Origin of the sequence: Flavobacterium proteolyticum (assembly GCF_015223105.1) — a bacterium.
Lineage (GTDB): Bacteria > Bacteroidota > Bacteroidia > Flavobacteriales > Flavobacteriaceae > Flavobacterium > Flavobacterium proteolyticum.
Genome location: NZ_JADFTZ010000005.1, coordinates 25,334 through 50,606 on the forward strand (window position 1 = coordinate 25,334; position 25,273 = coordinate 50,606).

25 protein-coding genes are annotated in these 25,273 nt (G+C 32.8%); 11 read left to right on the plus strand and 14 right to left on the minus strand.

The features are described 5' to 3' along the window. Positions 1–42 precede the first annotated feature (42 nt). From pyrF to IM755_RS10155, 3 genes are read left to right on the plus strand one after another with little or no spacing between them, the layout of a single operon-like run. On the plus strand, positions 43–855 hold the full coding sequence (gene pyrF / locus IM755_RS10145) for an orotidine-5'-phosphate decarboxylase (RefSeq protein WP_194096444.1): 813 nt from the start codon (positions 43–45) through the stop codon (positions 853–855). 12 nt (positions 856–867) lie between these two features. Beyond that, positions 868–1,662, plus strand: coding sequence for an ABC transporter substrate-binding protein (locus tag IM755_RS10150; RefSeq protein ID WP_194096446.1), 795 nt, complete (start codon positions 868–870; stop codon positions 1,660–1,662). A 58-nt stretch (positions 1,663–1,720) separates the two neighbouring features. Further along, positions 1,721–2,506 carry an alpha/beta fold hydrolase gene (locus tag IM755_RS10155; protein WP_194096802.1) on the plus strand — a complete coding sequence of 262 codons (786 nt, stop codon included), beginning with the start codon at positions 1,721–1,723 and terminating at the stop codon, positions 2,504–2,506. A gap of 66 nt (positions 2,507–2,572) precedes the next feature. Here IM755_RS10155 and IM755_RS10160 read toward each other — a convergent pair whose 3' ends face one another. Continuing rightward, positions 2,573–3,208, minus strand: a complete 636-nt coding sequence (locus IM755_RS10160) for a hypothetical protein (RefSeq protein WP_194096448.1) — start codon at positions 3,206–3,208, stop codon at positions 2,573–2,575. A 300-nt stretch (positions 3,209–3,508) separates the two neighbouring features. Next, positions 3,509–4,219: a DUF4197 domain-containing protein gene (locus tag IM755_RS10165; protein ID WP_194096450.1), complete on the minus strand. Its 711-nt coding sequence runs from the start codon at positions 4,217–4,219 to the stop codon at positions 3,509–3,511. A gap of 127 nt (positions 4,220–4,346) precedes the next feature. Here IM755_RS10165 and IM755_RS10170 point away from each other — a divergent pair, with 127 nt between their 5' ends. Continuing rightward, the gene (locus IM755_RS10170) at positions 4,347–7,772 is read left to right on the plus strand and encodes a methylmalonyl-CoA mutase family protein (protein WP_194096451.1); all 3,426 of its coding nucleotides are present in this window, start codon (positions 4,347–4,349) and stop codon (positions 7,770–7,772) included. A gap of 62 nt (positions 7,773–7,834) precedes the next feature. Beyond that, positions 7,835–8,311: a GyrI-like domain-containing protein gene (locus tag IM755_RS10175; protein WP_194096453.1), complete on the plus strand. Its 477-nt coding sequence runs from the start codon at positions 7,835–7,837 to the stop codon at positions 8,309–8,311. On the opposite strand, the gene IM755_RS10180 is transcribed toward IM755_RS10175, so the two are convergent. Both IM755_RS10180 and IM755_RS10185 read right to left on the minus strand, forming a co-directional pair. Then, entirely contained in the window at positions 8,308–8,679 is a 372-nt protein-coding gene (locus tag IM755_RS10180; RefSeq protein WP_194096455.1) for a YchJ family protein, read from the minus strand. The genes IM755_RS10175 and IM755_RS10180 overlap by 4 nt on opposite strands. A 3-nt stretch (positions 8,680–8,682) precedes the next feature. After that, a complete protein-coding gene (locus IM755_RS10185) occupies positions 8,683–8,823 on the minus strand; it encodes a hypothetical protein (protein ID WP_162833735.1) in 141 nt (46 codons plus the stop codon). A 107-nt stretch (positions 8,824–8,930) separates the two neighbouring features. On the opposite strand from IM755_RS10185, the gene IM755_RS10190 reads away from it, so the two are divergent. Beyond that, on the plus strand, positions 8,931–9,449 hold the full coding sequence (locus IM755_RS10190) for a hypothetical protein (protein WP_194096457.1): 519 nt from the start codon (positions 8,931–8,933) through the stop codon (positions 9,447–9,449). A 39-nt stretch (positions 9,450–9,488) separates the two neighbouring features. On the opposite strand, the gene IM755_RS10195 is transcribed toward IM755_RS10190, so the two are convergent. Beyond that, on the minus strand, positions 9,489–10,052 hold the full coding sequence (locus IM755_RS10195) for a DUF1543 domain-containing protein (protein WP_194096459.1): 564 nt from the start codon (positions 10,050–10,052) through the stop codon (positions 9,489–9,491). A 122-nt stretch (positions 10,053–10,174) separates the two neighbouring features. On the opposite strand from IM755_RS10195, the gene IM755_RS10200 reads away from it, so the two are divergent. Beyond that, positions 10,175–12,361 carry a glutamine synthetase III family protein gene (locus IM755_RS10200; protein ID WP_194096461.1) on the plus strand — a complete coding sequence of 729 codons (2,187 nt, stop codon included), beginning with the start codon at positions 10,175–10,177 and terminating at the stop codon, positions 12,359–12,361. 52 nt (positions 12,362–12,413) lie between these two features. Here the strand turns inward: IM755_RS10200 and IM755_RS10205 are convergent, their stop codons facing one another. Continuing rightward, on the minus strand, positions 12,414–12,959 hold the full coding sequence (locus IM755_RS10205; RefSeq protein ID WP_194096463.1) for a hypothetical protein: 546 nt from the start codon (positions 12,957–12,959) through the stop codon (positions 12,414–12,416). A gap of 109 nt (positions 12,960–13,068) precedes the next feature. On the opposite strand from IM755_RS10205, the gene IM755_RS10210 reads away from it, so the two are divergent. Then, positions 13,069–13,947 (plus strand): winged helix-turn-helix domain-containing protein, encoded by an 879-nt coding sequence (locus IM755_RS10210; RefSeq protein ID WP_194096465.1) that lies wholly within the window; start codon positions 13,069–13,071, stop codon positions 13,945–13,947. A 370-nt stretch (positions 13,948–14,317) separates the two neighbouring features. Here IM755_RS10210 and IM755_RS10215 read toward each other — a convergent pair whose 3' ends face one another. From IM755_RS10215 to rsfS, 7 genes are all read right to left on the minus strand, one after another. Continuing rightward, positions 14,318–15,091 (minus strand): superoxide dismutase, encoded by a 774-nt coding sequence (locus IM755_RS10215; protein ID WP_317172447.1) that lies wholly within the window; start codon positions 15,089–15,091, stop codon positions 14,318–14,320. 12 nt (positions 15,092–15,103) lie between these two features. Continuing rightward, positions 15,104–15,385, minus strand: a complete 282-nt coding sequence (locus IM755_RS10220; RefSeq protein ID WP_194096467.1) for an acyl-CoA-binding protein — start codon at positions 15,383–15,385, stop codon at positions 15,104–15,106. 3 nt (positions 15,386–15,388) lie between these two features. Then, positions 15,389–16,042, minus strand: coding sequence for a phosphatidylserine decarboxylase family protein (locus tag IM755_RS10225; protein ID WP_194096469.1), 654 nt, complete (start codon positions 16,040–16,042; stop codon positions 15,389–15,391). Then, positions 16,032–16,838, minus strand: coding sequence for a phosphatidate cytidylyltransferase (locus tag IM755_RS10230; RefSeq protein WP_194096471.1), 807 nt, complete (start codon positions 16,836–16,838; stop codon positions 16,032–16,034). The genes IM755_RS10225 and IM755_RS10230 overlap by 11 nt, the downstream gene beginning before the upstream one ends. Positions 16,839–16,840: 2 nt before the next feature. Next, a complete protein-coding gene (locus tag IM755_RS10235) occupies positions 16,841–17,446 on the minus strand; it encodes an LUD domain-containing protein (protein ID WP_194096473.1) in 606 nt (201 codons plus the stop codon). 105 nt (positions 17,447–17,551) lie between these two features. Further along, on the minus strand, positions 17,552–19,495 hold the full coding sequence (gene ftsH, locus IM755_RS10240) for an ATP-dependent zinc metalloprotease FtsH (RefSeq protein ID WP_194096475.1): 1,944 nt from the start codon (positions 19,493–19,495) through the stop codon (positions 17,552–17,554). Positions 19,496–19,503: 8 nt separating this feature from the next. Beyond that, positions 19,504–19,875 (minus strand): ribosome silencing factor, encoded by a 372-nt coding sequence (gene rsfS / locus IM755_RS10245; RefSeq protein WP_111567754.1) that lies wholly within the window; start codon positions 19,873–19,875, stop codon positions 19,504–19,506. 85 nt (positions 19,876–19,960) lie between these two features. Here rsfS and IM755_RS10250 point away from each other — a divergent pair, with 85 nt between their 5' ends. The 3 genes from IM755_RS10250 (at position 19,961) to IM755_RS10260 (ending at position 24,640) form a co-directional block, all read left to right on the plus strand. Continuing rightward, positions 19,961–20,692 (plus strand): biotin--[acetyl-CoA-carboxylase] ligase, encoded by a 732-nt coding sequence (locus IM755_RS10250; protein ID WP_194096478.1) that lies wholly within the window; start codon positions 19,961–19,963, stop codon positions 20,690–20,692. A gap of 106 nt (positions 20,693–20,798) precedes the next feature. Further along, positions 20,799–23,957 carry a cytochrome c biogenesis protein CcsA gene (ccsA, locus tag IM755_RS10255; protein ID WP_194096487.1) on the plus strand — a complete coding sequence of 1,053 codons (3,159 nt, stop codon included), beginning with the start codon at positions 20,799–20,801 and terminating at the stop codon, positions 23,955–23,957. 89 nt (positions 23,958–24,046) lie between these two features. Then, positions 24,047–24,640 carry a glutathione peroxidase gene (locus tag IM755_RS10260; RefSeq protein WP_194096489.1) on the plus strand — a complete coding sequence of 198 codons (594 nt, stop codon included), beginning with the start codon at positions 24,047–24,049 and terminating at the stop codon, positions 24,638–24,640. Between the two features lie 64 nt (positions 24,641–24,704). Here IM755_RS10260 and IM755_RS10265 read toward each other — a convergent pair whose 3' ends face one another. Continuing rightward, positions 24,705–25,199, minus strand: coding sequence for a GNAT family N-acetyltransferase (locus tag IM755_RS10265; protein WP_194096491.1), 495 nt, complete (start codon positions 25,197–25,199; stop codon positions 24,705–24,707). Positions 25,200–25,273 lie beyond the last annotated feature (74 nt).

The window sequence follows — 25,273 nt, forward strand, 5'->3', positions numbered from 1 at the left end:
CGAAAAACTTTGCGAACTTTGCGTTTAAATAACAACAACACAATGACTACTGAACAACTCATTTCTCAAATCCGAACTAAAAAATCATTTCTATGTATTGGTTTGGATGTTGATTTAAATAAAATTCCAGAACATTTACTACAAACCGAAGATGCCATTTTCGAATTCAACAAAGCCATTATCGATGCTACACATGATTTATGTGTTTCCTACAAGCCGAATACTGCTTTTTATGAAGCTTACGGCATCAAAGGTTGGCAATCGTTAGAAAAAACGATTAATTATATAAACCAGAAATATCCAGAAATCTTCACCATTGCCGATGCAAAACGTGGTGATATTGGCAATACGTCTTCCATGTATGCCAGAGCCTTTTTCAACGATTTAGATTTCGATTCGGTAACGGTGGCGCCTTATATGGGAAAAGATTCAGTAGAACCTTTCTTATCATTTGAAGATAAACACACGATTATGTTAGCGTTAACTTCAAACGAAGGAGCTTTTGATTTCCAAACGCAAAATGTCGATGGTAAAGAATTGTACAAAGTGGTTTTGGAAACTTCAAAATCTTGGAAAAACGCTCATAATTTAATGTACGTAGTTGGCGCAACTAAAGCCGAATATTTCACTGAAATCCGAAAAATAGTTCCTGATAGTTTCTTGTTAGTTCCCGGTGTTGGCGCTCAAGGCGGAAGTTTAGCTGAGGTTTGCAAATATGGAATGAATGCTAATATTGGCTTGTTAATCAATTCTTCCAGAGGCATTATTTATGCTTCAAACGGAACAGATTTCGCTGAAAAGGCTAGGGAAGAAGCTTTGAAATTACAACAAGAAATGCAACATATTTTAGGGTAAATATTGAACAAAATGCAATTTACAGACCAATTAGGAACCCAACACACTTTCGAAAAAACACCTTTGCGAATCGTTTCGTTAGTGCCTTCGCAAACCGAATTGCTATACGATTTAGGTTTGGAAGATAACATTGTTGGAATCACTAAATTCTGTGTGCATCCTGTTCATTTTAAAGCAACTAAGACGATTGTTGGTGGAACGAAAACCATCAAATTTGATAAAATAAAAGCACTTCAACCCGATATTATCATTTGTAATAAAGAGGAAAATACGAAAGAAATCGTAGAAGAATTATCTCAAATTTGTCCGGTTTGGGTTACGGATATTCTCACAATTGAAGATAATTTACAAATGATTCACGATTTCGGTCAACTTTTCAATAAACGTACAGAAGCTCGAAAATGGATAGACAAAATCAATTTTGCGTATCAAGATTTTCAGCAATTTATCAAGGATAAACCCATAAAGAAAGCGGCTTATTTTATTTGGGCCAATCCTCACATGGTAGCGGGAAATCATACTTTTATCAACGAATTATTGAAATTGAATCATTTCGAGAATATTTACGAAGTAAAAGAAGGCCGTTATCCTGAAGTCGAGTTAAAGAAAATCCGCTTAGAAGGCGATCCTGATTATGTGTTTTTGTCATCCGAACCGTTTCCGTTTAAAGACGAACATGCGTTTGAAATTGGACGATTTACCCATCATGCAAAAACGGTTTTTGTGGATGGCGAAATGTTTTCTTGGTACGGCAGCCGTTTGTTGAAAGCCTTTGATTACTTCAAATTATTACATTCCAAAATTTAGAATTTGTTCAACAATGTAGTTGTTTTAAAAACAGTACATTTGACAAAAATTGAAACATTTGATTTCCTACACAATTTATAAAAACGAAACCAGTACCGAGTGGGTGACTTTTGTTCATGGAGCAGGAGGAAGTTCGTCTATTTGGTTCAAGCAAATTCGTGATTTTCAGAAGCATTTTAATGTTTTGTTATTGGATTTGCGAGGTCATGGGAATTCAAAAGTCCAATTAAAATCGGCACTCAAACAGAAATATACCTTTAAAGCCATTGCGGAAGATATTGTTGAGGTAATTGATTTTTTAAAGATTGAAAGCTCTCATTTTGTTGGGATTTCTTTAGGTTCCATAGTCATTCGTCAATTAGCAGAAATGCATCCCGAACGTGTGAAAAGCATGATTTTAGGTGGTGCAATTTTAAAAATGAATTTCCGTTCGCAAGTCTTAATGCGATTGGGAAATACGTTTAAATATGTGTTGCCGTATTTGGTTTTGTATAAGTTTTTTGCTTTTGTGATTATGCCAAAAAAGAACCACAAACAATCGCGTTTACTTTTTATCAACGAAGCAAAGAAATTGTATCAAAAAGAATTCATCAAATGGTTCAAACTTACCGCAGAAATTAACCCAGTTTTACGCTGGTTCCGTCAAAAAGAATTGAATATTCCCACATTGTACGTCATGGGTGAAGAAGATTATATGTTTTTACCTTCGGTAAAGCAAGTGGTTGCCAATCATGTAAAAACCGCCGAACTTTTCACCATACAAAACTGCGGTCACGTAGTAAATGTGGAACAACCTTTGATTTTTAATGAAGCGGTGATTGGGTATTTGAAGAAAAGGTTTTGATGTTTTTTATTTTAATTACAATTATAATTTTTATAAAAAAAGCATATTTTTTTCTTAAATACTATTTTACCATTGCTTTTTTCTCATATTTATTTTTTTTAATTCAAATTCACGAAAAGTCAAATTTCCAAGCGGGATTTTTACTTTGTTTTTTTTGATTATAATTTTTTCGTCAGTCAAATAAGGAGAATCAAAATCTCTAATAACTATCTCTATGTCATTAAATTTTGGATTGTCAATTATGATAGAATCTTTTATTCCTAAAAAACTATAAGTTACAAAGCGAGGCTGAGTTTTTTCAAAAATAACTATCCCATTTTCGTCTGTTTCTTTTCCATTATTTCCATTAATACTTACGTACATTCCTTCAAAAGGAAAATCTATGTCACGAATTTTAATATGTATTTTATCTGAATTTTCTTTTAAAATTTTGCCATTGTAATATGTTTTTGGATTTTTTGGTTGATCATAAGTGTTTAATTTAATTACACTATCATTTAATTTTTCCCAATTACCTTTTTTAATATGGCCCCCACCAACATCATAAAAAACAAAGTACTCAAAAGTTTGGTTTTTATTTAGTAAAAGTTGGGTACAAGCTAAATATCTTTTTTCACATTTACCATATAAACCAGAAAAATCTTTAACAGAAGTACAGGAATTGTTAAGTATGATTATTATAAATATTATTAGTTTTTTCATTTTTTTATATGTCAATTTGGAATATTTAGATTAAATCAATTAGATGTAAATTATTTGACTTCTTTTACCAAATATAAAAAAATATTTACAAAACGTACCTTACAAAAACAAAAAAACTCCGATTTGCATCGGAGTGATTTTTTCTAAACTAACCCTAACTAAATGAGAAACTTTCTCTTATTACGTTGCAAATATCTTACCTTTTTTTGAAATGTAATGTTAAGGTTATGTTATTCTTATGTTATTGATTACTAAATTTTTACGAAAACGTTTTTTCTGTAAAAAATGAATTACAAAACACTATTTTTTGTCTTGTAAAGCAAATACTCTTTTTAATAAATCGGAACTTCTTGCTGTTAAATTTGTACGAATTTCCTTCTCCTCAACGGCAATCATTTTGAAAACACCTTCCATCGCTTTGTTGGTTGTATAATCCGTTAAATCTGGATTCACTTTGGTTACTAATGGAATAGCATTGTATTTCGTAATAATGTTCGTCCAGACTTTATCAGCACCTACTTTCGCAAACGAATTTTTAATCACAGGATTAAATTTCGCATACAAAGCAGTAGAAGTTGTGTTTTGTAAATAAGTTGTTGCCGAACTTTCATTACCCATTAAAATGTTTTTGGCATCGTTAAAAGTCATTTGTTTTACTGCATCGACAAAAATAGGAGTCGCTTCTTTTACGGCATCTTCAGCAGCGCGATTCAATACTTTTAAACCTTCATCTGCTAATTTACTCATTCCAATTTGACGTAACTTTTTATCTACTACTTGTAATTCTTGTGGTAATAAAATTTTAACGGCTTCATTTTTAAAAAAGCCATCTGTTGCAGTTAATTTTGAAACTTGTTTGGTAATTCCATTATTTAAAGCTTCTTTTAGTCCGTTTCCTATTTCCGCCTGACTCAAAACTCCTGTGCCTTGTGGTAATTGATCTAAAACTTGTTGCATTTCGGCACATCCAACTAAACTAAAAACAAATAAACTTAATACGATTTTTTTCATGATAAATATTTTGTCAACTAATAGACAAAGATAGTGCCAATTTTTATCACAATTAATTCAAAATTTTGAATGAAATAAAATTATTAAATTCGTAAATTGCACCCTTTAAAACGAACAAAAATTACATATGGAACTACAAACTCCTTATATTCCTAAAAATAAAGTAAGAATTGTGACCGCAGCGTCACTTTTTGATGGACACGATGCAGCCATTAATATCATGCGTAGAATTATTCAAGCTACGGGTGTTGAGGTTATTCACCTTGGACATGATAGAAGTGTGGAAGAAGTAGTAAATACTGCAATTCAAGAAGATGCTAATGCTATTGCCATGACGTCTTACCAAGGAGGTCATAACGAATATTTCAAATACATGTACGATTTGCTAAAAGAAAAAGGAGCAGGTCATATCAAAATATTTGGTGGCGGTGGAGGTGTAATTCTTCCTTCTGAAATAGAGGAATTACATGCTTACGGAATAACTAAAATTTATTCTCCAGATGATGGTCGTGCCATGGGATTACAAGGTATGATTAACGACTTGGTTCAAAAAGCCGATTTCCCAGTGGGAGATGTGTTAAACGGAGAAGCCGATCATTTAGAAGAGAAAAACCCGAGAGCGATTGCTCGTGTGATTTCTGCTGCTGAAAATTTCCCTGAAATTGCTAAAGAAACGTTGGATAAAATTCACACAGCAAACGAAACTTCTAAAATCCCAGTTTTAGGAATCACCGGAACTGGTGGTGCTGGAAAATCATCTTTAGTAGACGAATTGGTTAGAAGATTTTTAATCGATTTCCCAGAAAAAACAATCGGATTAATTTCGGTTGACCCATCAAAACGTAAAACAGGCGGTGCTTTGTTGGGTGATAGAATTCGTATGAATGCGATTAACAATTCGCGCGTTTACATGCGTTCGTTGGCTACACGTCAATCTAATTTGGCTTTATCAAAATATGTGGCTGAAGCGATTGAAGTATTGAAAGCAGCTAAATATGATTTAATCATTTTAGAAACTTCAGGAATTGGACAATCAGATACTGAAATCCTTGACCATTCAGACGTTTCTTTATATGTAATGACGCCAGAATTCGGTGCAGCAACGCAATTAGAAAAAATCGACATGTTAGATTTTGCGGATTTAGTAGCATTAAATAAATTCGATAAACGTGGGGCGCTTGATGCGATTCGTGATGTGAAAAAACAATACCAACGCAATCACAATCTTTGGGATGTAGATACGGATAAAATGCCAATTTTCGGAACGATTGCATCACAATTCAACGATCCTGGAATGAATACACTTTACAAATCTATAATGGATAAGATTGTAGAGAAAACAGGAGCGGATTTAAAGTCGACTTTTGAAATTACGCGTGAAATGAGTGAGAAAATCTTCGTAATTCCTCCTCATAGAACTCGTTATTTATCTGAAATTGCGGAAAACAACAGAAAATACGACGAAACTGCTTTAACACAAGTAGAAGTAGCTCAAAAGTTATACGGAATTTTCAAAACCATTGAATCAGTTAACGGAAATTTACCTCAAATTGATAAAGCTGGAATTATTGAAAGTTCTTTAAAAATAAATGATAGCAACAAAGATTTCTTAGGTCTATTATTGAAAGAATTCGACCGAGTAAAAATGAATTTAGACCCATACAATTGGGAAATTTTATTGACTTGGGAAGAAAAAGTAAACAAATACAAAAATCCAGTCTATTCGTTTAAAGTTCGTGATAAAGAAATTAAGATTGAAACGCATACCGAATCTTTATCGCATTCACAAATTCCAAAAGTAGCGTTACCAAAATACCAAGCTTGGGGTGATATCTTAAAATGGAATTTACAAGAAAACGTGCCTGGAGAATTCCCATTTGCATCAGGATTATATCCATTCAAACGTGAAGGGGAAGACCCAACGCGTATGTTTGCAGGAGAAGGAGGTCCAGAAAGAACAAATCGTCGTTTCCATTATGTTTCTTTGGGAATGCCGGCAAAACGTTTATCTACAGCATTCGACTCGGTAACCTTATACGGAAATGACCCAGACCACAGACCCGATATTTATGGTAAAATTGGAAATGCGGGAGTTTCAATTTGTTGTTTAGACGATGCTAAAAAGTTATACTCAGGTTTCGATTTGAGTCACCCAGCGACTTCAGTTTCTATGACAATTAATGGTCCAGCACCAATGTTGTTAGGATTCTTTATGAACGCGGCTATTGATCAAAACTGTGAAAAATACATCAAAGAAAACGGTTTAGAAGCAGAGGTTGAGAAAAAGAAAAAAGAACTTTACGACGATAAAGGCTTAGAAAGATCAAGATACAACGGAGAATTACCAGAAGGAAACGATGGTTTAGGATTGTTGTTATTAGGTGTAACAGGAGACCAAGTGTTACCAGCGGATGTTTACCAAGATATCAAAGTGAAAACGTTAGCACAAGTTCGTGGTACGGTTCAAGCGGATATTTTAAAAGAAGATCAAGCGCAAAATACTTGTATTTTCTCTACGGAATTCGCTTTGCGTTTAATGGGAGACGTTCAAGAATATTTCATCAAACAAAATGTTCGTAATTTCTATTCGGTTTCGATTTCAGGTTATCACATAGCTGAAGCTGGAGCGAATCCAATCACGCAATTAGCTTTTACATTAGCTAATGGTTTCACTTACGTGGAATATTATTTAAGTAGAGGAATGAACATCAACGACTTCGGTCCAAATTTATCGTTCTTCTTCTCAAACGGAATTGACCCTGAATATGCAGTAATTGGTCGTGTGGCACGTAAGATTTGGGCGAAAGCCATGAAAAACAAATACGGAGCTAACGAAAGAGCGCAGATGTTGAAATATCACATTCAAACCTCTGGACGTTCGTTACACGCACAAGAGATTGATTTCAATGATATTCGTACGACTTTACAAGCGTTGTATGCGATTTACGACAACTGTAACTCGTTACACACGAATGCCTACGATGAAGCGATTACAACTCCAACAGAAGAATCAGTGCGTAGAGCAATGGCGATTCAGTTGATTATCAATAAAGAATTAGGATTAGCAAAAAACGAAAATCCAATTCAAGGTTCGTTCATCATCGAAGAATTAACCGATTTGGTGGAAGAAGCAGTTTTAGCTGAATTTGATAGAATCACTGAAAGAGGAGGCGTTCTTGGCGCTATGGAAACTATGTATCAAAGAAGTAAAATTCAAGAAGAATCGTTGTATTACGAAACTTTGAAACACACTGGAGAATTCCCAATCATTGGAGTAAATACCTTCTTGAGTTCAAAAGGTTCTCCGACAGTGATTCCAGCAGAAGTCATTCGTGCAACGGAAGAGGAGAAGCAATACCAAATCCAAACATTAGAGAATTTACATCAAGCAAAAGCGAAAGAAGTTGAAAATCAAATTTCAATTATTCAAGAAGCAGCAATTCAAAACCATAATATTTTTGAAAAATTGATGGATGCGGCTAAGGTGTGTTCGTTAGGTCAAATCACCAGCGCATTATTTGAGGTGGGTGGACAGTACCGAAGAAATATGTAAAATTTCAAAATATTTTAAATCTAAAACCTTCCTTTTTTGGAAGGTTTTTTTATTTTTGAAACATGAAACCAATAATTAAAACCTTTCCAACTACAAAATTCATCGGAATGAATAGTCAATTTTCGTATTCAGATTATCGAATAGGAGAATTGTGGGGAAAATTTATGCCTAGAAGAAATGAAATTCGAAATGCGATAGGCAAAGATTTATTTAACATTCAAATCAATCCTGAAAATTTTGATTTCAATCCACAAACCGAATTTGTTAAATGGGCAGTGGTTCCGGTAACAGATTTTAATTTTATTCCTGATGGAATGCAATCTTTATTAGTGGAAGAAGGATTGTATGCTGTTTTTAATCACGTTGGTGATGCTGTAAAAGCAAGAGAAACTTTTGGTTATATTTTTGGTGTTTGGTTGCCTAATTCGGAATATGAATTAGATAATCGACCTCATTTTGAAATTTTGGGTGAGAAGTATAAAAATAATAGTCCAGATTCTGAAGAGGAAATTTGGATTCCAATTAAGAAAAGAATTTAATATTCTCCATCCACATAAAACCATTTTCCATTTTCAAATTTAAAAGTCGAGTGTTCGTAATGCACTTGAGCCTTTAAATTTTCGTCTAAATAATACGCTTTAAAAGTTACCGTGGTTTCAGTTGAAGCTAAAACTTCTAATTTTAACCATTTATTAGCTTTGCTCCAGGCTAAAATATCTCTTTTGTTGTGGTATTTTCTTTTAGAAATGTGCGTGGTATTTACCAAATAATCAGCAGCTCCTATTGCAAAAGCACTATAACGAGAGCGCATTAATTTTTCTGCTGTTGGAGCATTCGTTATTCCTTTTATATAAGGTTCGCAGCAATCTTGAAAAGGAATGGAATTTCCGCAATAACAATTCGACATAAATTATTGTTTAGATTCGTTGAATTTTCTAGTAATCTCTTTCAATTTTTCAGCACGAGCATTCTTTTTTGCTTTTTCTTTTGCTTGCTCTTTATGTAATTTGTCGTTGTGTGCTTTAATATTTTTTGGATTATTTCTTCCCATTTTACAAGCTTTTTTGAAGTTTCAAAGATACAAAAATAAAGTGTGATAAATTTTTGGCACAACAATTGGTTATAATAAAATAGGAAATAATTTAAAACTTAAAGATTATGAAGAAAATTACTTTATTGATAGCTTTTATCGGGATGATAACACTTCAAAGTTGTACAGTTAATGAAGTTCAAGATAACGTGGATAACGATACTATAAGCGAGGTTTTTGAATACACAAATGTTGATTTAACATCTGGAAACGGATATTCAGCATTATTAACTTTTCCTCATGCTACTTATACATCTGATATGGTTTTGGTTTATCGTTTGGTAGGTTATGGTGCTGATGGAGATGTTTGGAAATTATTACCAGAAACCTATTATTTTAACGATGGAACTCTAGATTTTGGATATAGAAATGATTTTACTCGATATGATGCACAAGTAAGTTTATTTGGATATGATTTACTTGGATTACCCAATGGGAATAGATTAGATCAAGTGTTCAGAGTAGTAGTCATTCCAGCCTATGAGAATAACAAATCATCTTCTGGTAAATTTGACTTTGAAGATTATAATTCAGTAAAAGAACATTTTAATTTAGATTCTGCTAAAGTGACTAAAATTAAAATGTAAATAAACTAAAAAGAGCTATCCATTCCGATAGCTCTTTTTTTATACCGATATTTTATCCAACTTTAAATAACCAATATATTTTTCATCTTCTGAAATTACATTGATTTTTGTAATTTTCAAGCGATAGTGTGATTTGAATTTATCTGAAAGAATTTCTTCAATATTATGTATATCATCTACGTCGACCCCATATTTATCATCAATATGAGATTCTGCCCCTTTGAAACCACAATGTTTATAGAAAGTAGTTTGTTTGGCTTTCTTAATGGCTTCTGCTTTAGTTTTAGCAACAACTAATACTTTATAATGGTATTCTTCAAATTCTCCTTCTTTGTATCCACCCAAATTCAAAAAGAATAATTGTTCATCTTGTTCTAAATTTTCCTCTTTTGAAACTACTTCGATTGCAAATCCATCAACAAAAGTAACTTTTTGCCATGCGTCAATATGAATTCTTCCTTTTGCTTCAGACCAAAAATCTTTCATATCAGGAACCAATTCTTTTAAACTACTTCCAATACCAAAAAAGATATCGTGTTGTTCGGTAAAGCGCCCTTTTGGGGTGCAACCTAGCATAATCATGTATAAATTTAATGTTTTCATAATGTAAAAGTAGTAAAAAATATTTTTACCCCTAAAAAAATAGGGGGTATTTGTAAAAATATTTAAAAAAGTTATATATTTGCATATCTTTTCAAGGGTATAACTTTAAACACACACAACTTATGTCAACATTTCGTTTTCAAGCTTTAAGAAAGGCAACCGACAGAAAACCAGTTCATGTAGAAGAATTGGACAGAAAATCAGCTATTTTTGGTAGTAATGTTTTTGGAGATAAAGCGATGCGACAGTTTTTAACACCAGAGGCTTACAAAGCCGTTAAAGCTGCTGCAGAAGGAGTAAAAATCGACCGAAAAATTGCCGATTATATTGCATTGGGAATGAAAGAGTGGGCCTTATCTAAAGGAGTAACTCATTATACGCACTGGTTCCAACCTTTAACCGGAACCACTGCGGAAAAGCACGATGCTTTCTTTGAAACATTTCCTGATGGAAGTGATCCAGTAGAAAAATTCGGAGGAAGTCAATTAGTACAACAAGAACCAGATGCGTCTTCTTTTCCAAATGGAGGAATTCGTAATACGTTTGAAGCAAGAGGATATACCGCTTGGGATCCAACATCTCCAGCATTTATTTTCGGAACTACTTTATGTATTCCAACGGTTTTCGTATCGTATACTGGAGAAGCTTTAGATAACAAAACGCCTTTATTAAGAGCGTTACAAGCAGTAGATTTGGCAGCTATTGAGGTTGCAAAATACTTCGATAAAAACGTAAAAAGAGTAACACCAACTTTAGGTTGGGAACAAGAATATTTCTTGGTGGATAGCGCTTTAGCATCTTCAAGACCTGATTTGTTAGCAACAGGAAGAACGTTGTTAGGTCACACTGCTGCAAAAGGACAACAATTAGACGACCATTATTTTGGTTCGATTCCTACCAGAGTTTTAACGTATATGCGTGATTTAGAAAACGAATGTATGTTGTTGGGAATTCCAGTTAAAACTCGTCATAATGAGGTTGCGCCAAATCAGTTTGAGTTAGCGCCAATTTTTGAAGAAATCAATTTAGCAGTTGACCACAACTCTTTATTAATGGATGTAATGCAAAAAGTGGCAGAACGTCACGACTTTAAAGTATTATTCCATGAAAAGCCATTCAAGGGAGTTAATGGTTCAGGGAAACACAACAACTGGTCATTAGCTACAGATACTGGAATTAACTTGTTATCTCCAGGAAAAACGCCAATGAGTAACTTACAATTCTTAACGTTTTTCATCAACACGATCAAAGCGGTTCATGATAATGAAGAATTATTAAGAGCGTCAATTGCATCAGCTAGTAACGATCACCGTTTAGGAGCGAATGAAGCGCCACCAGCAATTATTTCGGTTTTCATCGGACAACAATTGACGAAGGTGTTAGCGGAATTAGAAGGGGTTTCTCAAGGGAAATTATCTCCAGAAGAAAAGACAGATTTAAAATTAAACGTAGTTGGAAAATTACCAGACGTTTTATTAGATAATACCGATAGAAATAGAACTTCGCCATTTGCTTTCACAGGAAACAAATTTGAGTTCAGAGCAGTTGGTTCTTCTGCAAACTGTGCAGTTTCTATGACGACTTTAAATACAATCGTTGCAAAACAATTAAAAGATTTCAAAATTGAAGTGGATGCTTTAATTGAGAAAAAAGATTTAAAGAAAGATGAAGCGATTTTTAATGTTTTAAGAGAATATATCAAACAAACAAAAACTATCCTTTTTGAAGGCGATGGTTACAGCGAAGCTTGGGAAAAAGAAGCGAAAAAACGCGGTTTGAGTAATCACAAAACAACACCAAAAGCATTAAAAGCAAAAGTTTCTAAAAAAGCAATTGAGTTGTTTGGAGAAATGGGTGTAATGAATCATGTTGAGGTTGAATCACGTTACGAAATTGAATTGGAAGAATACGTGAAAAAAATCCAAATCGAAGGTCGTGTTTTAGGTGATATTGCTCGTAATCATGTGGTTCCAACAGCAATTAAATATCAAAATGTATTAATTGAAAACGTAAAAGGTTTAAAAGAAATTTTCGGAAAAGACTTTGAGAAAATCGCTAAAGAGCAAATTTCGTTAATCAAAGAAATTTCAGAACACATTGAAGGTATTAATACGAAAGTAGAAAAAATGACCGAAGAACGTAAAAAAGCAAACGCTTTAACTAGCACAGAAAAAATGGCAGACGCTTATTGCGATAAAGTAAAACCATACTTCGAAGAAATTCGTTACCACGCTGACAAATTAGAATTGTTAGTAGACGACGAACTTTGGACATTAACAAAATACAGAGAATTGTTATTTACGAAGTAATTAGAAATAGAAATCCCAATCGAAAGATTGGGATTTTTGCTACACTTAATTCTTAACAGCCATCATTCTTACTCAAATCGCGTTCAAAAAGCACTTTATTGTTGTATTCAATATAGTTGCTTGATAAAATCAAATAAGGATGATTGTTTGAAAAACCAGCGCTTCGGCTTTTGATAATTATTTTGTCGTTAACTTTTAGGCTATTCAATTTCTGAAAATCCTCAGGAATAAATTGCATCATGTAATCTTCGTCATTAATCTTCATAACTAACCACTTTGGACTAGACGGATTTGTAGTTGGAAGTTGAAAAGTTACCGAAGTTACCACAGCTTCCATTTCAGCATAAGCATTTATTTCGTTTTTAATTTTTTCGTAACTTGCTTGTACTTTTTTACCTTCGGGAGAATCTTTCCATTCATTAAATTTTATACCATCGGGTGAAGCTTCCCATTTTTTTCTTTTCTCTAAATTGGATAACGGTTTTGAAGAAATTTTAGTGTCGTTTTTAATTTCACTATTAGCAAAAGTTGAAAAGCTAAATACAAATCCACTTATCACAACCAATGAAAAAATTAGAACATAAATTGTTTTTTTCATAATTTTCACTTTTTTAAATTGATTTCACGAATTTACAGTCATAATTTTTTGTTAGAACAATTGGGATTGTAAATAAAAATGTAAACTTTGTAAATAATTAATTGACACTATGAATAGTAGACAAAAAATCCTTTCTGGAAATACTAAATACATAATTGCATTGCTATTACTGGTGTTAATTTCATTGGTTTTCTTTGTAAATACGAATAGCGATTTTGATCTTTCCAGAAGAGAAGTTTTACTGCGAAGAATAGGTCATGAAATACTTCTACAATCGGGAGATAGTACTTCGAGAGTACTTCCGATAGAAAAGATAGCTGAAAATGAATACCAAATTAGTTTTGAAAAAGAATTTTCATTTGTAACCGATTCATTAGTAGATACTACCCAACGTTTACTAGCCAAAGATTATCACGTTTCCGATTATATTGTAAATGTAATTAATTGTGATAATTCGAGTGTAGCTTATGGATATGCTATTTCCAAAAACAAGAAAGAGGATATTTTAGCTTGTGTGGGAAGAAAACAACCTATTGCTTGTTACAAGATAAATATCAAATTTAAACCTAGTGATGTAATTACTGCAAATTATAAATATTATTTATTAGGATTAGCGTTTTTATTATTTGTTGGATTTATTTTTTGGAAATTAAAACCTAAAAAAGAGTTACCTAAAATTGATAATAATAAGCTTTTTACTTTTGGTTCAGTAGTGTTTGATGCACAAAAGCGTCAATTAGAAATTAATGCTGAAACCATAGATTTAACTGCAACCGAAACACGTTTGTTGCTCATTTTTGCCTCATCGCCAAACGAAACAATAGAAAGAAGCCGACTTCAAAAAGAAATTTGGGAAGACGAAGGTGTTATTGTAGGACGCAGCTTAGATATGTTCATATCAAAACTCAGAAAAAAACTAGAACTTGACCCAAATATTAATATTATAGTGGTTCGTGGAAAAGGGTATAAGCTTGAGGTTAAAGAATAATAATATTGCGTTTTTAGAAAAAGAAATCCCAATCAAATGATTGGGATTTTTTGTTGTACTAACTAGGATAATTTACCCCTAAATTATCAAATTTTAGTACTTTGTTTTTTTGCAATGAATTTTTCATCGTTGCAAAGATTGTTAGTGACATACTTTAACCCCTTAAATTACCACTAACATTTCAAAACTTAAGTAAGGAATGCAGTTTTGAAAGCATTCAAATTTAGATAGATCAAAATTAAGAGGTTTTATTGGAGTGCTTGCTGTAGTTTTTCTGCATATTTTTACTAAAACGCATTTTTTTTGCTACTTTTTTGTAAAAAAAAGTCTAGCAAAAGCTAGACTAGGAAAATATTAAAAAAAGATAATATTATATTTTGCTAATTGCAGTTTCATATTTAGCATTCACTACATTCCAGTCAATTACATTGAAAATAGCGGTTAAATACTCGTTGCGTTTGTTTTGATAATTTAAATAGTAAGCATGTTCCCAAACATCAATAGCTAATATAGGCGTACCTCTAACTTCTGCATTTGGCATTAAAGGATTGTCCTGGTTGGCAGTGCTGGTAACTGCTAATTTTCCGTCACGAGTAACTACTAACCATGCCCAACCACTTCCAAATTGTCCTGCAGCTGCATCAGTAAGTTGTTTTTGTAGGTTGTCAAACGAACCTAGTTCTGCTGTAATAGCTTCGGCTAAAGCACCTTTTGGGGTTCCACCACCTTTTGGGTTTAAAATCTCGAAAAATAAATTATGGTTGTAGTAGCCACCAGCGTTATTTCGGATTTCTTTATTGTTAACGTCTAAGTTTTTTAAAATATCTTCAACGGTTTTTAATTCTAAATCGGTTCCAATTACGGCTTTGTTTAGTTTGTTTGCGTAACCTAAATGATGTTTTGAATAGTGGATTTCCATTGTACGACCATCTATGTGAGGTTGTAAGTCATCGTAGGCATATTTTAATCCACGCATTTGAAAGATTCCACCTTCTGTAACTTTTACATCCGCTGGATTTCCTAAAGCTGAAATTTTTGTTTCAACTTCTGGGTCAGGAATTTTAACTTCTTCTAGTTCGTTTTCTTTTCTACAGCTCGTCATCATAAATGATATACAAGCCAAAATCAATAGTGACTTTTTCATTTGTAATGCAGATTATAGGTTACGTTCTTTCAGTAATTGATTGATGATATTGATGTATTCTGATTTGGCATCATCTGGTTTCAGATGTTTTACTTGCATCCAAGCGTTTAATTTAAAAGCATTTCTTAAATCTTGTGGATTTTGAAATAGTAATGGGTTGGAAGTTTCGGATGTAGCTTGTTTGTACAAACCATACAATACTAATTGCATATCCTGTGGCACTGATTCTTGCGGAATCAATTGTGCGTTAGCAAATGCTTCATCAAATAATGTATTTAAATCCTTTTCGCTCATTCTTTATGCTTTTTTACTAATAACGGTTTTATTTCCGATAGCTTTATCGCCTAATTTTACGTTGATTTCAGTTCCTAATGGTAAGTAAATATCAACTCTTGAACCAAATTTGATAAAACCTGCATCTTTACCTTGAACTACACGCATACCTTCTTGAGCGTAATTTACAATACGTCTTGCTAAAGCACCTGCAATTTGGCGGTATAAAATTTCACCATAAACTCTATTATTAATAACAACAGTAGTTCTTTCATTTTCTTCACTTGCTTTTGGATGCCAAGCTACTAAATATTTTCCTGGATGATATTTGCTATATTTAACGATTCCGTTTACACAATAACGTGTAACATGCACGTTAATAGGTGACATAAAGATAGAAACCATCAAACGTTTGTCTTTGAAATATTCTGGTTCAAATACTTCTTCAATAACTACCACTTTTCCATCTACTGGAGCTAGTATGTGATTGTCGCTATTATCGGCAACTCGAGTTGGGTTTCTAAAGAATTGTAAAACTAAAACTAAAATTACTAATGCAAATAAATATAAAACGGTGCGTAGCCAATTTATAGATACAAATGCATCAGTTATGAATATTATCCCAACAACTAAAAGTAGGGTGATTAAAATGATTTTAGCGCCTTCTTTATGAAACATAGTATAAAATTAAATAAAATAAATTAATAAATGGAATTACAAATATAATACTATCTAGTCGATCTAGAATACCTCCGTGACCAGGCATTATATTTCCAGTGTCTTTTATTCCAGCTACGCGTTTTAATTTCGATTCTATTAAATCGCCTAACGTGCTGAAAATACTAACAATAGCGGCAATGACTATCCAGATAAATAGGGTAGAAGCCATTATGTAATAATTCGCTAATAAAACACCACCAATAATGGTAAAGACCAAACCACCAGCAAAACCTTCAATGGTTTTTTTAGGAGAAACACTTGGGAAAAGTTTGTTCTTTCCGATGTTTTTCCCAACTAAGTAGGCAAAGGTATCGTTAGTCCAAATTAAAACAATGATAGAAATTAGAATTTTAGGATTATAACCTTTAACTCCCATTGCCACATAATTTGTTAAGATGAATGGAAGAATTACATAACCAAACAACAAGAAATATCTTGTATAAATTTTAAAATTAGACTTGTTAGCATTAAATAAATAGAGTAACAATTTGATTGAAATTACAATAGATATTGTGGTTAAAGCGGTATTTAAGTTTAAGTCAGAATTCTTGTTCCATAAGTAATAGTAGGAGCCTGCAGCAATTGGAATACTGATGTAGTAATTTAATCCACACATTTTACAGAATTCGTAAACTCCAATGACTAAAAATGCGCCAAAAAGAATTGCTAAACCCTCCCTAGAATAAGAAATGCAGCCTAAAAGTAATACAACATAAACGGCTCCAGATAATGCTCTTTTTAGCGTTTCATTCATTATTATAAATCTTCTAAAAGAAGTAGGTAAAGATTTTTGTGGCAACTTCCATAATGAAGAAAATCCTGTTCTTTTACTTCTTCAAAATATTTTATAGCAGTAATATTGGAAGGATAATTTTTTTCGTGTGTACTTTTAATTCGTCTCATCCCATCACTTTTGCTATTTACTATTTGACTAGTTGTAGCAAAAACAATCATGTTGGTAGGCAACTCATTTGGTTTAAAATGTTTTAACTGATTTGAAGAGAATAGAATTGAGCCTTCATCAGCAATTAAATTTTCACAAGAAGAAAGAAAAAACACAGGAGTTGATGAATTATCGTAAGTTAATTTATTGTCGTTTAGTAAATAAAGTAATCGGTTGTCAAAACATTGTGTGTTACATTCAAACCAATCATTCTCTGCTAAAATGTTTTCAAAATTCTCTGCAATCTCATCTAAATTCTCACAATAAATAAATTTACCTCCATTTTCTTTGAAATTGAAAGTAAACTGTTCGTCTATTGGTAATGTTGTATCGGGAGTATACGGACTTTTGACTTCTTGTTTTCTGTCATTGTCTTCCTCTTCTGATGATGTACCAAAAAATTTTCTAAAAAGACTCATGTATCTTTAGTAGGTTTTAACTGTGAAAATCAAAGATAAAAAAAATCTTAGTTCTTTACATACAGAACTAAGATTTTTATTAATATTATTTTGTTGATAAGTTACTTATTCTGAAATTGTCTTTTCGTCCGTGTTTTCAGGAGTTGTAGTAACTTCTTTATCAAAAGGTCTTTTTCCGAATATATTTTCTAAATCATCTTTAAAAATAACTTCTTTTTCAATCAGAATATCAGCTAATTGCGTTAACTTTTCTTTGTTTGTTTCTAACAGATGAATCGCTCTGTCGTACTGTTCTTCAATTAATTTTGAAATTTCAGTATCGATAACTTTAGCCGTTTCTTCTGAATAAGGTTTTGAAAAATTATAGTCAGATTGTCCTGTAGAATCGTAATAAGTGATGTTTCCAAGCTTATCATTCAATCCATAAATCGTTACCATTGCTCTTGCTTGACGTGTGACTTTCTCTAAATCGCTCAACGCTCCCGTTGAAATTTTATTAAAAATTACTTTTTCGGCAGCACGACCTCCCATAGTAGCACACATTTCGTCTAACATTTGTTCAGGTCTAACAATTAAACGCTCTTCTGGTAAATACCAAGCAGCACCTAAACTTTGTCCACGAGGAACAATCGTTACTTTAACTAATGGTGCAGCATGTTCTAACATCCAGCTCACAGTAGCATGACCCGCTTCGTGAATCGCAATAGCACGTTTTTCTTCCGGAGTTACGATTTTGTTTTTCTTTTCTAAACCACCAACGATTCTATCAACTGCGTCTAAGAAATCTTGTTTATCTACTGCTTTTTTGTCTTTACGAGCTGCAATTAAAGCCGCTTCGTTACAAACATTTGCAATATCAGCACCTGAGAATCCTGGAGTTTGTTTCGCTAAAAATTCGGTATCTAATTCCTCTGATTTTTTCAAAGGTTTTAAATGTACTTCAAAAATTTCTTTACGTTCTCTAATGTCTGGTAAGTCAACGTAAATTTGTCTGTCAAAACGACCGGCACGTAATAGAGCTTTATCTAAAACATCAGCACGGTTGGTTGCAGCTAAAACGATTACGTTTGAATTGGTGCCAAAACCATCCATTTCAGTTAATAACTGATTCAATGTGTTTTCTCTTTCGTCATTAGCGCCTGTCATGTTGTTTTTTCCACGAGCTCTACCAACAGCGTCAATTTCGTCAATGAAAATGATAGAAGGTGATTTCTCTTTCGCTTGTTTGAATAAATCTCTAACACGAGAAGCTCCAACTCCAACAAACATCTCCACAAAATCAGAACCTGACAATGAGAAGAAAGGTACTTTAGCTTCACCAGCAACGGCTTTTGCTAATAAGGTTTTTCCTGTTCCTGGAGGTCCAACTAATAAAGCTCCTTTTGGAATTTTTCCTCCAATAGAAGTATATTTTTCAGGATTTTTCAGGAATTCTACAATTTCTTGAATTTCTTCTTTAGCTCCTTCTAATCCGGCAACGTTTTCAAATGTTACCCTTGTATCATTCTTTTCGTCAAATAATTTAGCTTTCGATTTTCCGATGCTAAAAATTTGACCTCCGCCACCGCTAGAGCCACCTGACATTCTTCGCATCATGAAAATCCATAAGCCAATTAATATGACGATTGGTAAAAGCATTGAGATAAGTTCGCCCCACATGCTTTCTGGTTCTTTTTCATATTCTGAAAGTTTACCTTCGTTAGATGCTTTTTGTAAATTTTCTTGAAAGGTTTTTAAATCACCAATTTCAAAGAAATAGTGAGGACCTTTGGTGTTTAATTTATTTAAAACATCATTCTTTACTTTGTCATGTGTTTTATCTGTTAAAGCTGTTTTCTTTAAATAAACAGTAGCTTTAGTATTGGTAAACACCACTTTTTGTACCTGATTTTTATCTAAAAATTGGTAGAATTTTGATAATGTTGTAGGCGCAGGATTGCTTAAATCAATTCCTTTGGTAAATAAACTTATCGTAAAAAAAATAGTTAAGACAAGTACAATACTCATCCACGGACTAAACTTAAATCCAGAATTATTATTTTGTGCCATAAAATTTTTTAGTATTTTGATTCAATGGTAGTGATTTTTGCATCACCCCATAAGCTCTCAATTCGGTAGTAGTCGCGAATGTGTCTTTGAAAAACGTGTACCACAATGTTTACGTAATCCATTAAAACCCATTCTCCATTTTCAGCACCTTCTACGTGCCATGGTTTATCTTTTAACTCTTTTGAAACGATTTTTTGAATTGAACCTACAATTGCATTTACCTGTGTATTTGAATTTCCATTACAAATTACAAAGTAATCACAAACCGTGTTGTCAATTTCTCTTAAATCAAGAATATCAATATTTTCTCCTTTTACTTCTTCAATCCCTTTGATGATGTTTGCTAATAAATCATCATTATTAATCTGCTTCTTCGCCATTTATTATTTTTCTATTTATGCAAAGGTATCATTTTTTGTGATTATTTTTGAACCTTAACATAAGATTAAATTTTGTTATTATATTATGAGAATAATCAAACTCGATGCCATAGATTCAACCAACCGTTTTTTAAAAGCACTTTCTACTCGAGAAAGTTGTGAAAATTTTACAGTTGTAAGTACCGAATCGCAAACAGAAGGTAAAGGTCAAAGAGGTTCTGGATGGGTTTCTGAAGCAGGTAAGAATCTAACTTTTAGCGTTTTATATAATCAAAAGGTTGAGGGAATTACGAGTCTTTTTACATTAAATATCATTATAGCTTTAAGTATTGTTGAAGCACTAAAAACCGTTAGTAATTTAAATTTTGTCATCAAATGGCCAAACGACATTTTGTCAGAAAATAAGAAAATTGGTGGCATTTTAATCGAAAATACGTTCAAAAATTCAGGCGAAGTACAATCGATAATCGGAATTGGTTTGAATGTAAATCAATCTCAATTCGAAAATTTACCTCAAGCATCTTCTTTATTTTTGTTGGAAAATAAAATTTTTGATAAAGAAACGATGCTAATTTCTATCGTAAATCAGTTAGAATTCAATTTAAAACAATTGCCAGTTTTAGGCGAAACTCATTTTTGGAACTCCTATCATCAAATTTTGTTTAAGAAAGATGTGGTTTCTGCTTTTGAATCGGTTGCTGGAAATCGCTTTGTTGGTAAAATCCAAGAGGTAACACAAGAAGGAAAATTAGCTGTTTTATTGGAAGATGATTCTATTCAATTTTTTGATGTCAAAGAGGTGAAAATGTTGTATTAAAATGAGAACGTTATAAAATCCTCAAACCTTTGTTAAACTTCGTTAAAAAGTTTTTGTTTTTAAGTACATTTGTGCCAATTAAAAAAAACGTATTCCTATATATCTCATGGAGAAAAAAATACTATCCCTATTATCTTCCACGCGCTTAATGGCTGTTTTGTTTATTCTTTTTGCTCTTGCCATGGCAGCCGGAACATTTATTGAAGATGCTTATAATACTGATACTGCAAGAGTTATTGTTTACAATGCCGTTTGGTTTGAAGTAATTATGGTGTTTTTTATCATCAACTTTTTAGGTAACATCAAACGTTATCAATTACATAAAAAAGAAAATTGGGCAACTTTAATTTTACACCTTTCTTTCATTTTAATTATCGTTGGCGCTTTTGTTACGCGTTATATTAGTTACGAAGGAATGATGCCGATTAGAGAAGGTGAATCAGCCAATATGATTTATTCTGATAAACCTTATTTAACGGTTTTAGTGGATGGAAATCACGAAGGACAAATGCGTCGTAAAACTTTTGAAAAAGGATTGTATTTGGCGCCAGAAGTAAAAGAAGATGGCTTTTTGAATGCTTTTGCCAGTAATCATTTTTCAATGGGAGGCGAGTTTAGTGGAATTCCATTTGAAATAGAACATCAAGAATTCATTATGAACGCTACCGAAACCGTTGTTCCATCTGAAACCGGACAATTGATGATAAAAATGGTAGAGTCGAGTGGAGGAACGCGTCACGAACATTACTTAAAAGAAGGAGAAGTTCAAAACTTACACAACGTACTTTTTGCTTTCAATAAATATACAGAAGGCGCAATCAATATTACTAAAATTGCTGAAGCCTATACGATTCAAACGCCATTTGAAGGTGATTTTATGCGAATGGCTGATAAATTACAAGGTAAAGTGGTAAAAGATTCGGTGCAACCTTTGATGTTACGTTCGTTGTATAATATTGGTGGAGCGCAATTTGTATTTCCAGAACCAGCTATCAAAGGAGAATTGACTTTCAAGTCGAATAACGATTTCAAAGACAAACAAACAGATGACGCTTTGAAAGTAAAAATCAAAACACAAGGAAAAGAAGAAATTCTAACATTAGTTGGTTCAAGAGGTAAGCAAGGTGTTCCGCAAAGTGTTAAGATTGGTGATTTAGAATTTACACTCTTCTTTGGAAGTAAAATTTACAACACACCATTTACTGTTAAACTAGATGATTTTATTGCTGATAAATATCCAGGAACAGAAAATAGTTATTCGGCTTTCAAAAGTAAAATTGAAGTTATTGATACAGAACAAAAGAAAACATTTAAAGATAGTGTTTTCATGAATCATATTTTAGATTACAGAGGTTATAGGTTCTTCCAAGCCGGATTTGACCCAGATGAAAAAGGAACACAATTATCGGTTAGTCACGATTTCTGGGGAACTTGGATTACTTACATTGGTTACTTCTTGTTGTATCTTGGTTTGATGGCTATATTATTTACAAAAAATAGTCGTTTTTCAAGTTTGAAAGAGAAATTAGAAAAAGTGAAAGCTAAGAGAGCAGGTTTGCTAAGTGTGTTTTTGATTTTATTTTCTACTCTAACTTTTGCACAACAACACAATCATCAACCTAGTAAAGAAGAAATTCTAAAGTTGTTAAAAAAATACGAAGTTTCAACTGAACATGCGAATGAATTTGGAAAAATCGTAATTCAAGATGGTGGTCGTATGAAACCTATCAATACGTTTTCATCGGAATTACTTCGTAAAGTATCAAAAAGCGATTCGTATGAAGGGATGAATTCCGATCAAGCGTTTTTATCGATGACGCAATATCCTCAATATTGGTATTCGTTGCCAATTATCTATTTAAAAAGAGGAAACGACAGTATTCGTAAATTAATTGGTGTAGAAAAAGAAGCAAAATATGCGCCTTTAGTAGCCTTCTTTGATGAAACTGGAAGCTATAAATTAGCTAAAGTATTAGAAACGGCTTATAAAGAACCAGTGCCGAATCAATTTCAAAAAGATTTCATTGAAGCCGATAAGAAAGTAAACCTTTTATATTCCGCTTTAAGCGGACAAATATTGAAAGTGTTCCCAGTTCCAGGCGATAAATCGAATAAATGGGTTTCGTTTTTAGAAATTAACCAACCAACAGGAACCGCTTTAGATTCGATTAAAAATGTAATGCCATTTTATTTGAATGCACTTGATAAAGCATCACAAAGTAAAAATTACGAATTACCAAATAGTCTTTTAAAAGGATTAACTGAATACCAAAAGAAATACGGAAAAGCCATAATGCTTTCAGAAGGTAAAATCAGTTCTGAAATTACGTATAATAAATATGATATTTTCAAGAGATTATATTATATGTATATGCTAGCTGGTGTTTTAATGTTGGCTTTCTGTATTGTCCAAATTTTCAAAAATTCCAAAGCCATCCGAACGATTATAAATGTTTTTCATGGATTAATAGGATTGTTTTTCATTTTGCATTTAGCAGGTTTAATTGTGAGATGGTACATTTCAGGTCACGCGCCTTGGAGCGATGCTTATGAAAGTATGATTTATGTGGGTTGGGCAACGATGTTCTTTGGATTAGCTTTCGGGAAAGATTCGAAACTAACGGTTGCTTCAACTGCTTTTGTAACTTCGATGATTTTAATGATTGCACATTGGAATTGGATGGATCCTTCCATTGGAAACTTGCAACCGGTTTTAAATTCGTATTGGTTAATGATTCACGTTGCTGTAATTGTAGCGAGTTATGGACCGTTTACTTTAGCAATGGTTTTAGGTTTAGTTGCTTTATTCTTGATGATTTTCACAAACGAAAAGAACAAAGAAAGAATGAAATTAAGCATCGATGAAATTACGTATATCAATGAAATGGCACTAACAGTAGGTTTGGTTATGTTAACCATAGGAAACTTCCTTGGCGGACAATGGGCTAACGAAAGTTGGGGACGTTATTGGGGTTGGGACCCAAAAGAAACTTGGGCTTTAATCAGTATTATGGTGTATGCATTTGTAATTCATGCACGATTTGTACCTGCATTAAGAGGAAGATGGATTTATAACGTAATGAGTGTTTTAGCTTTTGCTTCAATTTTAATGACGTATTTTGGAGTAAATTTCCACTTAAGCGGTTTACACAGTTACGCTTCAGGAGAGAAACAAAACGTTACGTATTACTTTGTAATTTTAGTAATTGTCCTATTAATATCGGCAATAGCTTATTTCCCGTATAAGAAATATTATAAAAAATAAGAATTTGGTCGCTAATAAGCGGCCATTTTTTTTAAGAAATGTTTATCAAAAATTGCGTTTTAAAACCCTAAATTTGAAATAAAAAAAAGATGAAGAAATTAGTAACCTTGTTTTCAGTAGCAGCATTGCTTTTTAGTTGTCAAAATCAGGCACAAAAAAAGCAACCAACTACCGCAACAGCAACCACAACACCTATGACAAAAGAAACCATTTATCAGTTTAAAGTAGAAGATTTAAGCGGAGATACTTTTGATTTTTCAACACTAAAAGGAAAGAAAATCTTAGTAGTTAACACAGCTTCTGAATGTGGTTTAACACCGCAATACGAACAATTACAAGCGATTTACGAAAAATACAAAGACAAAAATTTCGTAATCGTAGGTTTTCCAGCAAACAACTTTGGAGCACAAGAGCCAGGAACAAATCAAGAGATTGCTACGTTTTGCCAACAAAACTATGGAGTTTCGTTTCCTATGATGGCTAAAATTTCGGTAAAAGGTGGCGATATGCATCCTGTGTACCAATTCTTAACACAAAAAGCTAAAAACGGATTAGAAGATAGTGAAGTACAATGGAATTTCCAAAAATACCTAATCAATGAAAATGGTGAATTAGCAAAAGTAGTGTCTCCAAGAACGTTGCCAACTGATGCTGAAATCGTAAATTGGATTGAAGGAAAATAGTTAGTAATCAGTGTTCAGTAAATAGTGTTCAGTTTATTCATTTTTAGAATACTGAACACTTTTTTTATAGAATTTTCTGAACAAAAACAGAATGTAACCATCGGTTAAACTTAAAGCCTGATTCTTTAATAAAACCAACTTCTTCGAAACCAAATTTTTTATGAAAATCTATGCTGTTGGTATTTTCTGAATCGATAACACCAATCATAGTGTGAAGGTTTTGTTGTTTTGCTCTTTCGATTAATTCAGTCAATAATAATTTTCCAATGCCTTTTCCAATAGAATTCTTATTAGCATAAACCGAATGTTCTACCGTGAATTTATAGGCTTCTCTGAATCGGAATTCGCTATAATAACCAAAACCTACGACTTCATTGTTCATTTCGGCTACAATCACAGGAAAACCTTTCTGAAGCTTTTCTTCAAAAATAGCTTCTTGTGTGGCTAAAGTTCGAACGTTGTAATCGTATAAAGCGGTCGAATTCAAAATAGCATCGTTGATGATGTCTAAAATGGCTGGGCAATCTGTTATTTTATAGTCTCTAATTTTTATCTCCATTTGGCAAAGAAATTACGTAGTAAAAGTACTAAAAACCTTTTCAACTTCGTAACTTTGTAGTTCAGTTATTTTTT

Excerpts from the sequence above, each read along its gene's own strand:
- IM755_RS10235 (WP_194096473.1), bottom strand. The coding sequence starts at position 17,446 with ATGAGTCTTTTTAGAAAATTTTTTGGTACATCATCAGAAGAGGAAGAC.
- IM755_RS10175 (WP_194096453.1), top strand. The coding sequence starts at position 7,835 with ATGAAACCAATAATTAAAACCTTTCCAACTACAAAATTCATCGGAATG.
- IM755_RS10260 (WP_194096489.1), top strand. The coding sequence starts at position 24,047 with ATGAAGAAATTAGTAACCTTGTTTTCAGTAGCAGCATTGCTTTTTAGT.
- IM755_RS10170 (WP_194096451.1), top strand. The coding sequence starts at position 4,347 with ATGGAACTACAAACTCCTTATATTCCTAAAAATAAAGTAAGAATTGTG.
- IM755_RS10185 (WP_162833735.1), bottom strand. The coding sequence starts at position 8,823 with ATGGGAAGAAATAATCCAAAAAATATTAAAGCACACAACGACAAATTA.
- IM755_RS10230 (WP_194096471.1), bottom strand. The coding sequence starts at position 16,838 with ATGAATGAAACGCTAAAAAGAGCATTATCTGGAGCCGTTTATGTTGTA.
- IM755_RS10195 (WP_194096459.1), bottom strand. The coding sequence starts at position 10,052 with ATGAAAACATTAAATTTATACATGATTATGCTAGGTTGCACCCCAAAA.
- IM755_RS10150 (WP_194096446.1), top strand. The coding sequence starts at position 868 with ATGCAATTTACAGACCAATTAGGAACCCAACACACTTTCGAAAAAACA.
- IM755_RS10265 (WP_194096491.1), bottom strand. The coding sequence starts at position 25,199 with ATGGAGATAAAAATTAGAGACTATAAAATAACAGATTGCCCAGCCATT.
- IM755_RS10205 (WP_194096463.1), bottom strand. The coding sequence starts at position 12,959 with ATGAAAAAAACAATTTATGTTCTAATTTTTTCATTGGTTGTGATAAGT.
- ftsH (WP_194096475.1), bottom strand. The coding sequence starts at position 19,495 with ATGGCACAAAATAATAATTCTGGATTTAAGTTTAGTCCGTGGATGAGT.
- IM755_RS10210 (WP_194096465.1), top strand. The coding sequence starts at position 13,069 with ATGAATAGTAGACAAAAAATCCTTTCTGGAAATACTAAATACATAATT.
- IM755_RS10250 (WP_194096478.1), top strand. The coding sequence starts at position 19,961 with ATGAGAATAATCAAACTCGATGCCATAGATTCAACCAACCGTTTTTTA.
- IM755_RS10190 (WP_194096457.1), top strand. The coding sequence starts at position 8,931 with ATGAAGAAAATTACTTTATTGATAGCTTTTATCGGGATGATAACACTT.
- ccsA (WP_194096487.1), top strand. The coding sequence starts at position 20,799 with ATGGAGAAAAAAATACTATCCCTATTATCTTCCACGCGCTTAATGGCT.
- IM755_RS10180 (WP_194096455.1), bottom strand. The coding sequence starts at position 8,679 with ATGTCGAATTGTTATTGCGGAAATTCCATTCCTTTTCAAGATTGCTGC.
- IM755_RS10215 (WP_317172447.1), bottom strand. The coding sequence starts at position 15,091 with ATGAAAAAGTCACTATTGATTTTGGCTTGTATATCATTTATGATGACG.
- IM755_RS10165 (WP_194096450.1), bottom strand. The coding sequence starts at position 4,219 with ATGAAAAAAATCGTATTAAGTTTATTTGTTTTTAGTTTAGTTGGATGT.
- IM755_RS10225 (WP_194096469.1), bottom strand. The coding sequence starts at position 16,042 with ATGTTTCATAAAGAAGGCGCTAAAATCATTTTAATCACCCTACTTTTA.
- IM755_RS10200 (WP_194096461.1), top strand. The coding sequence starts at position 10,175 with ATGTCAACATTTCGTTTTCAAGCTTTAAGAAAGGCAACCGACAGAAAA.
- pyrF (WP_194096444.1), top strand. The coding sequence starts at position 43 with ATGACTACTGAACAACTCATTTCTCAAATCCGAACTAAAAAATCATTT.
- rsfS (WP_111567754.1), bottom strand. The coding sequence starts at position 19,875 with ATGGCGAAGAAGCAGATTAATAATGATGATTTATTAGCAAACATCATC.
- IM755_RS10160 (WP_194096448.1), bottom strand. The coding sequence starts at position 3,208 with ATGAAAAAACTAATAATATTTATAATAATCATACTTAACAATTCCTGT.
- IM755_RS10220 (WP_194096467.1), bottom strand. The coding sequence starts at position 15,385 with ATGAGCGAAAAGGATTTAAATACATTATTTGATGAAGCATTTGCTAAC.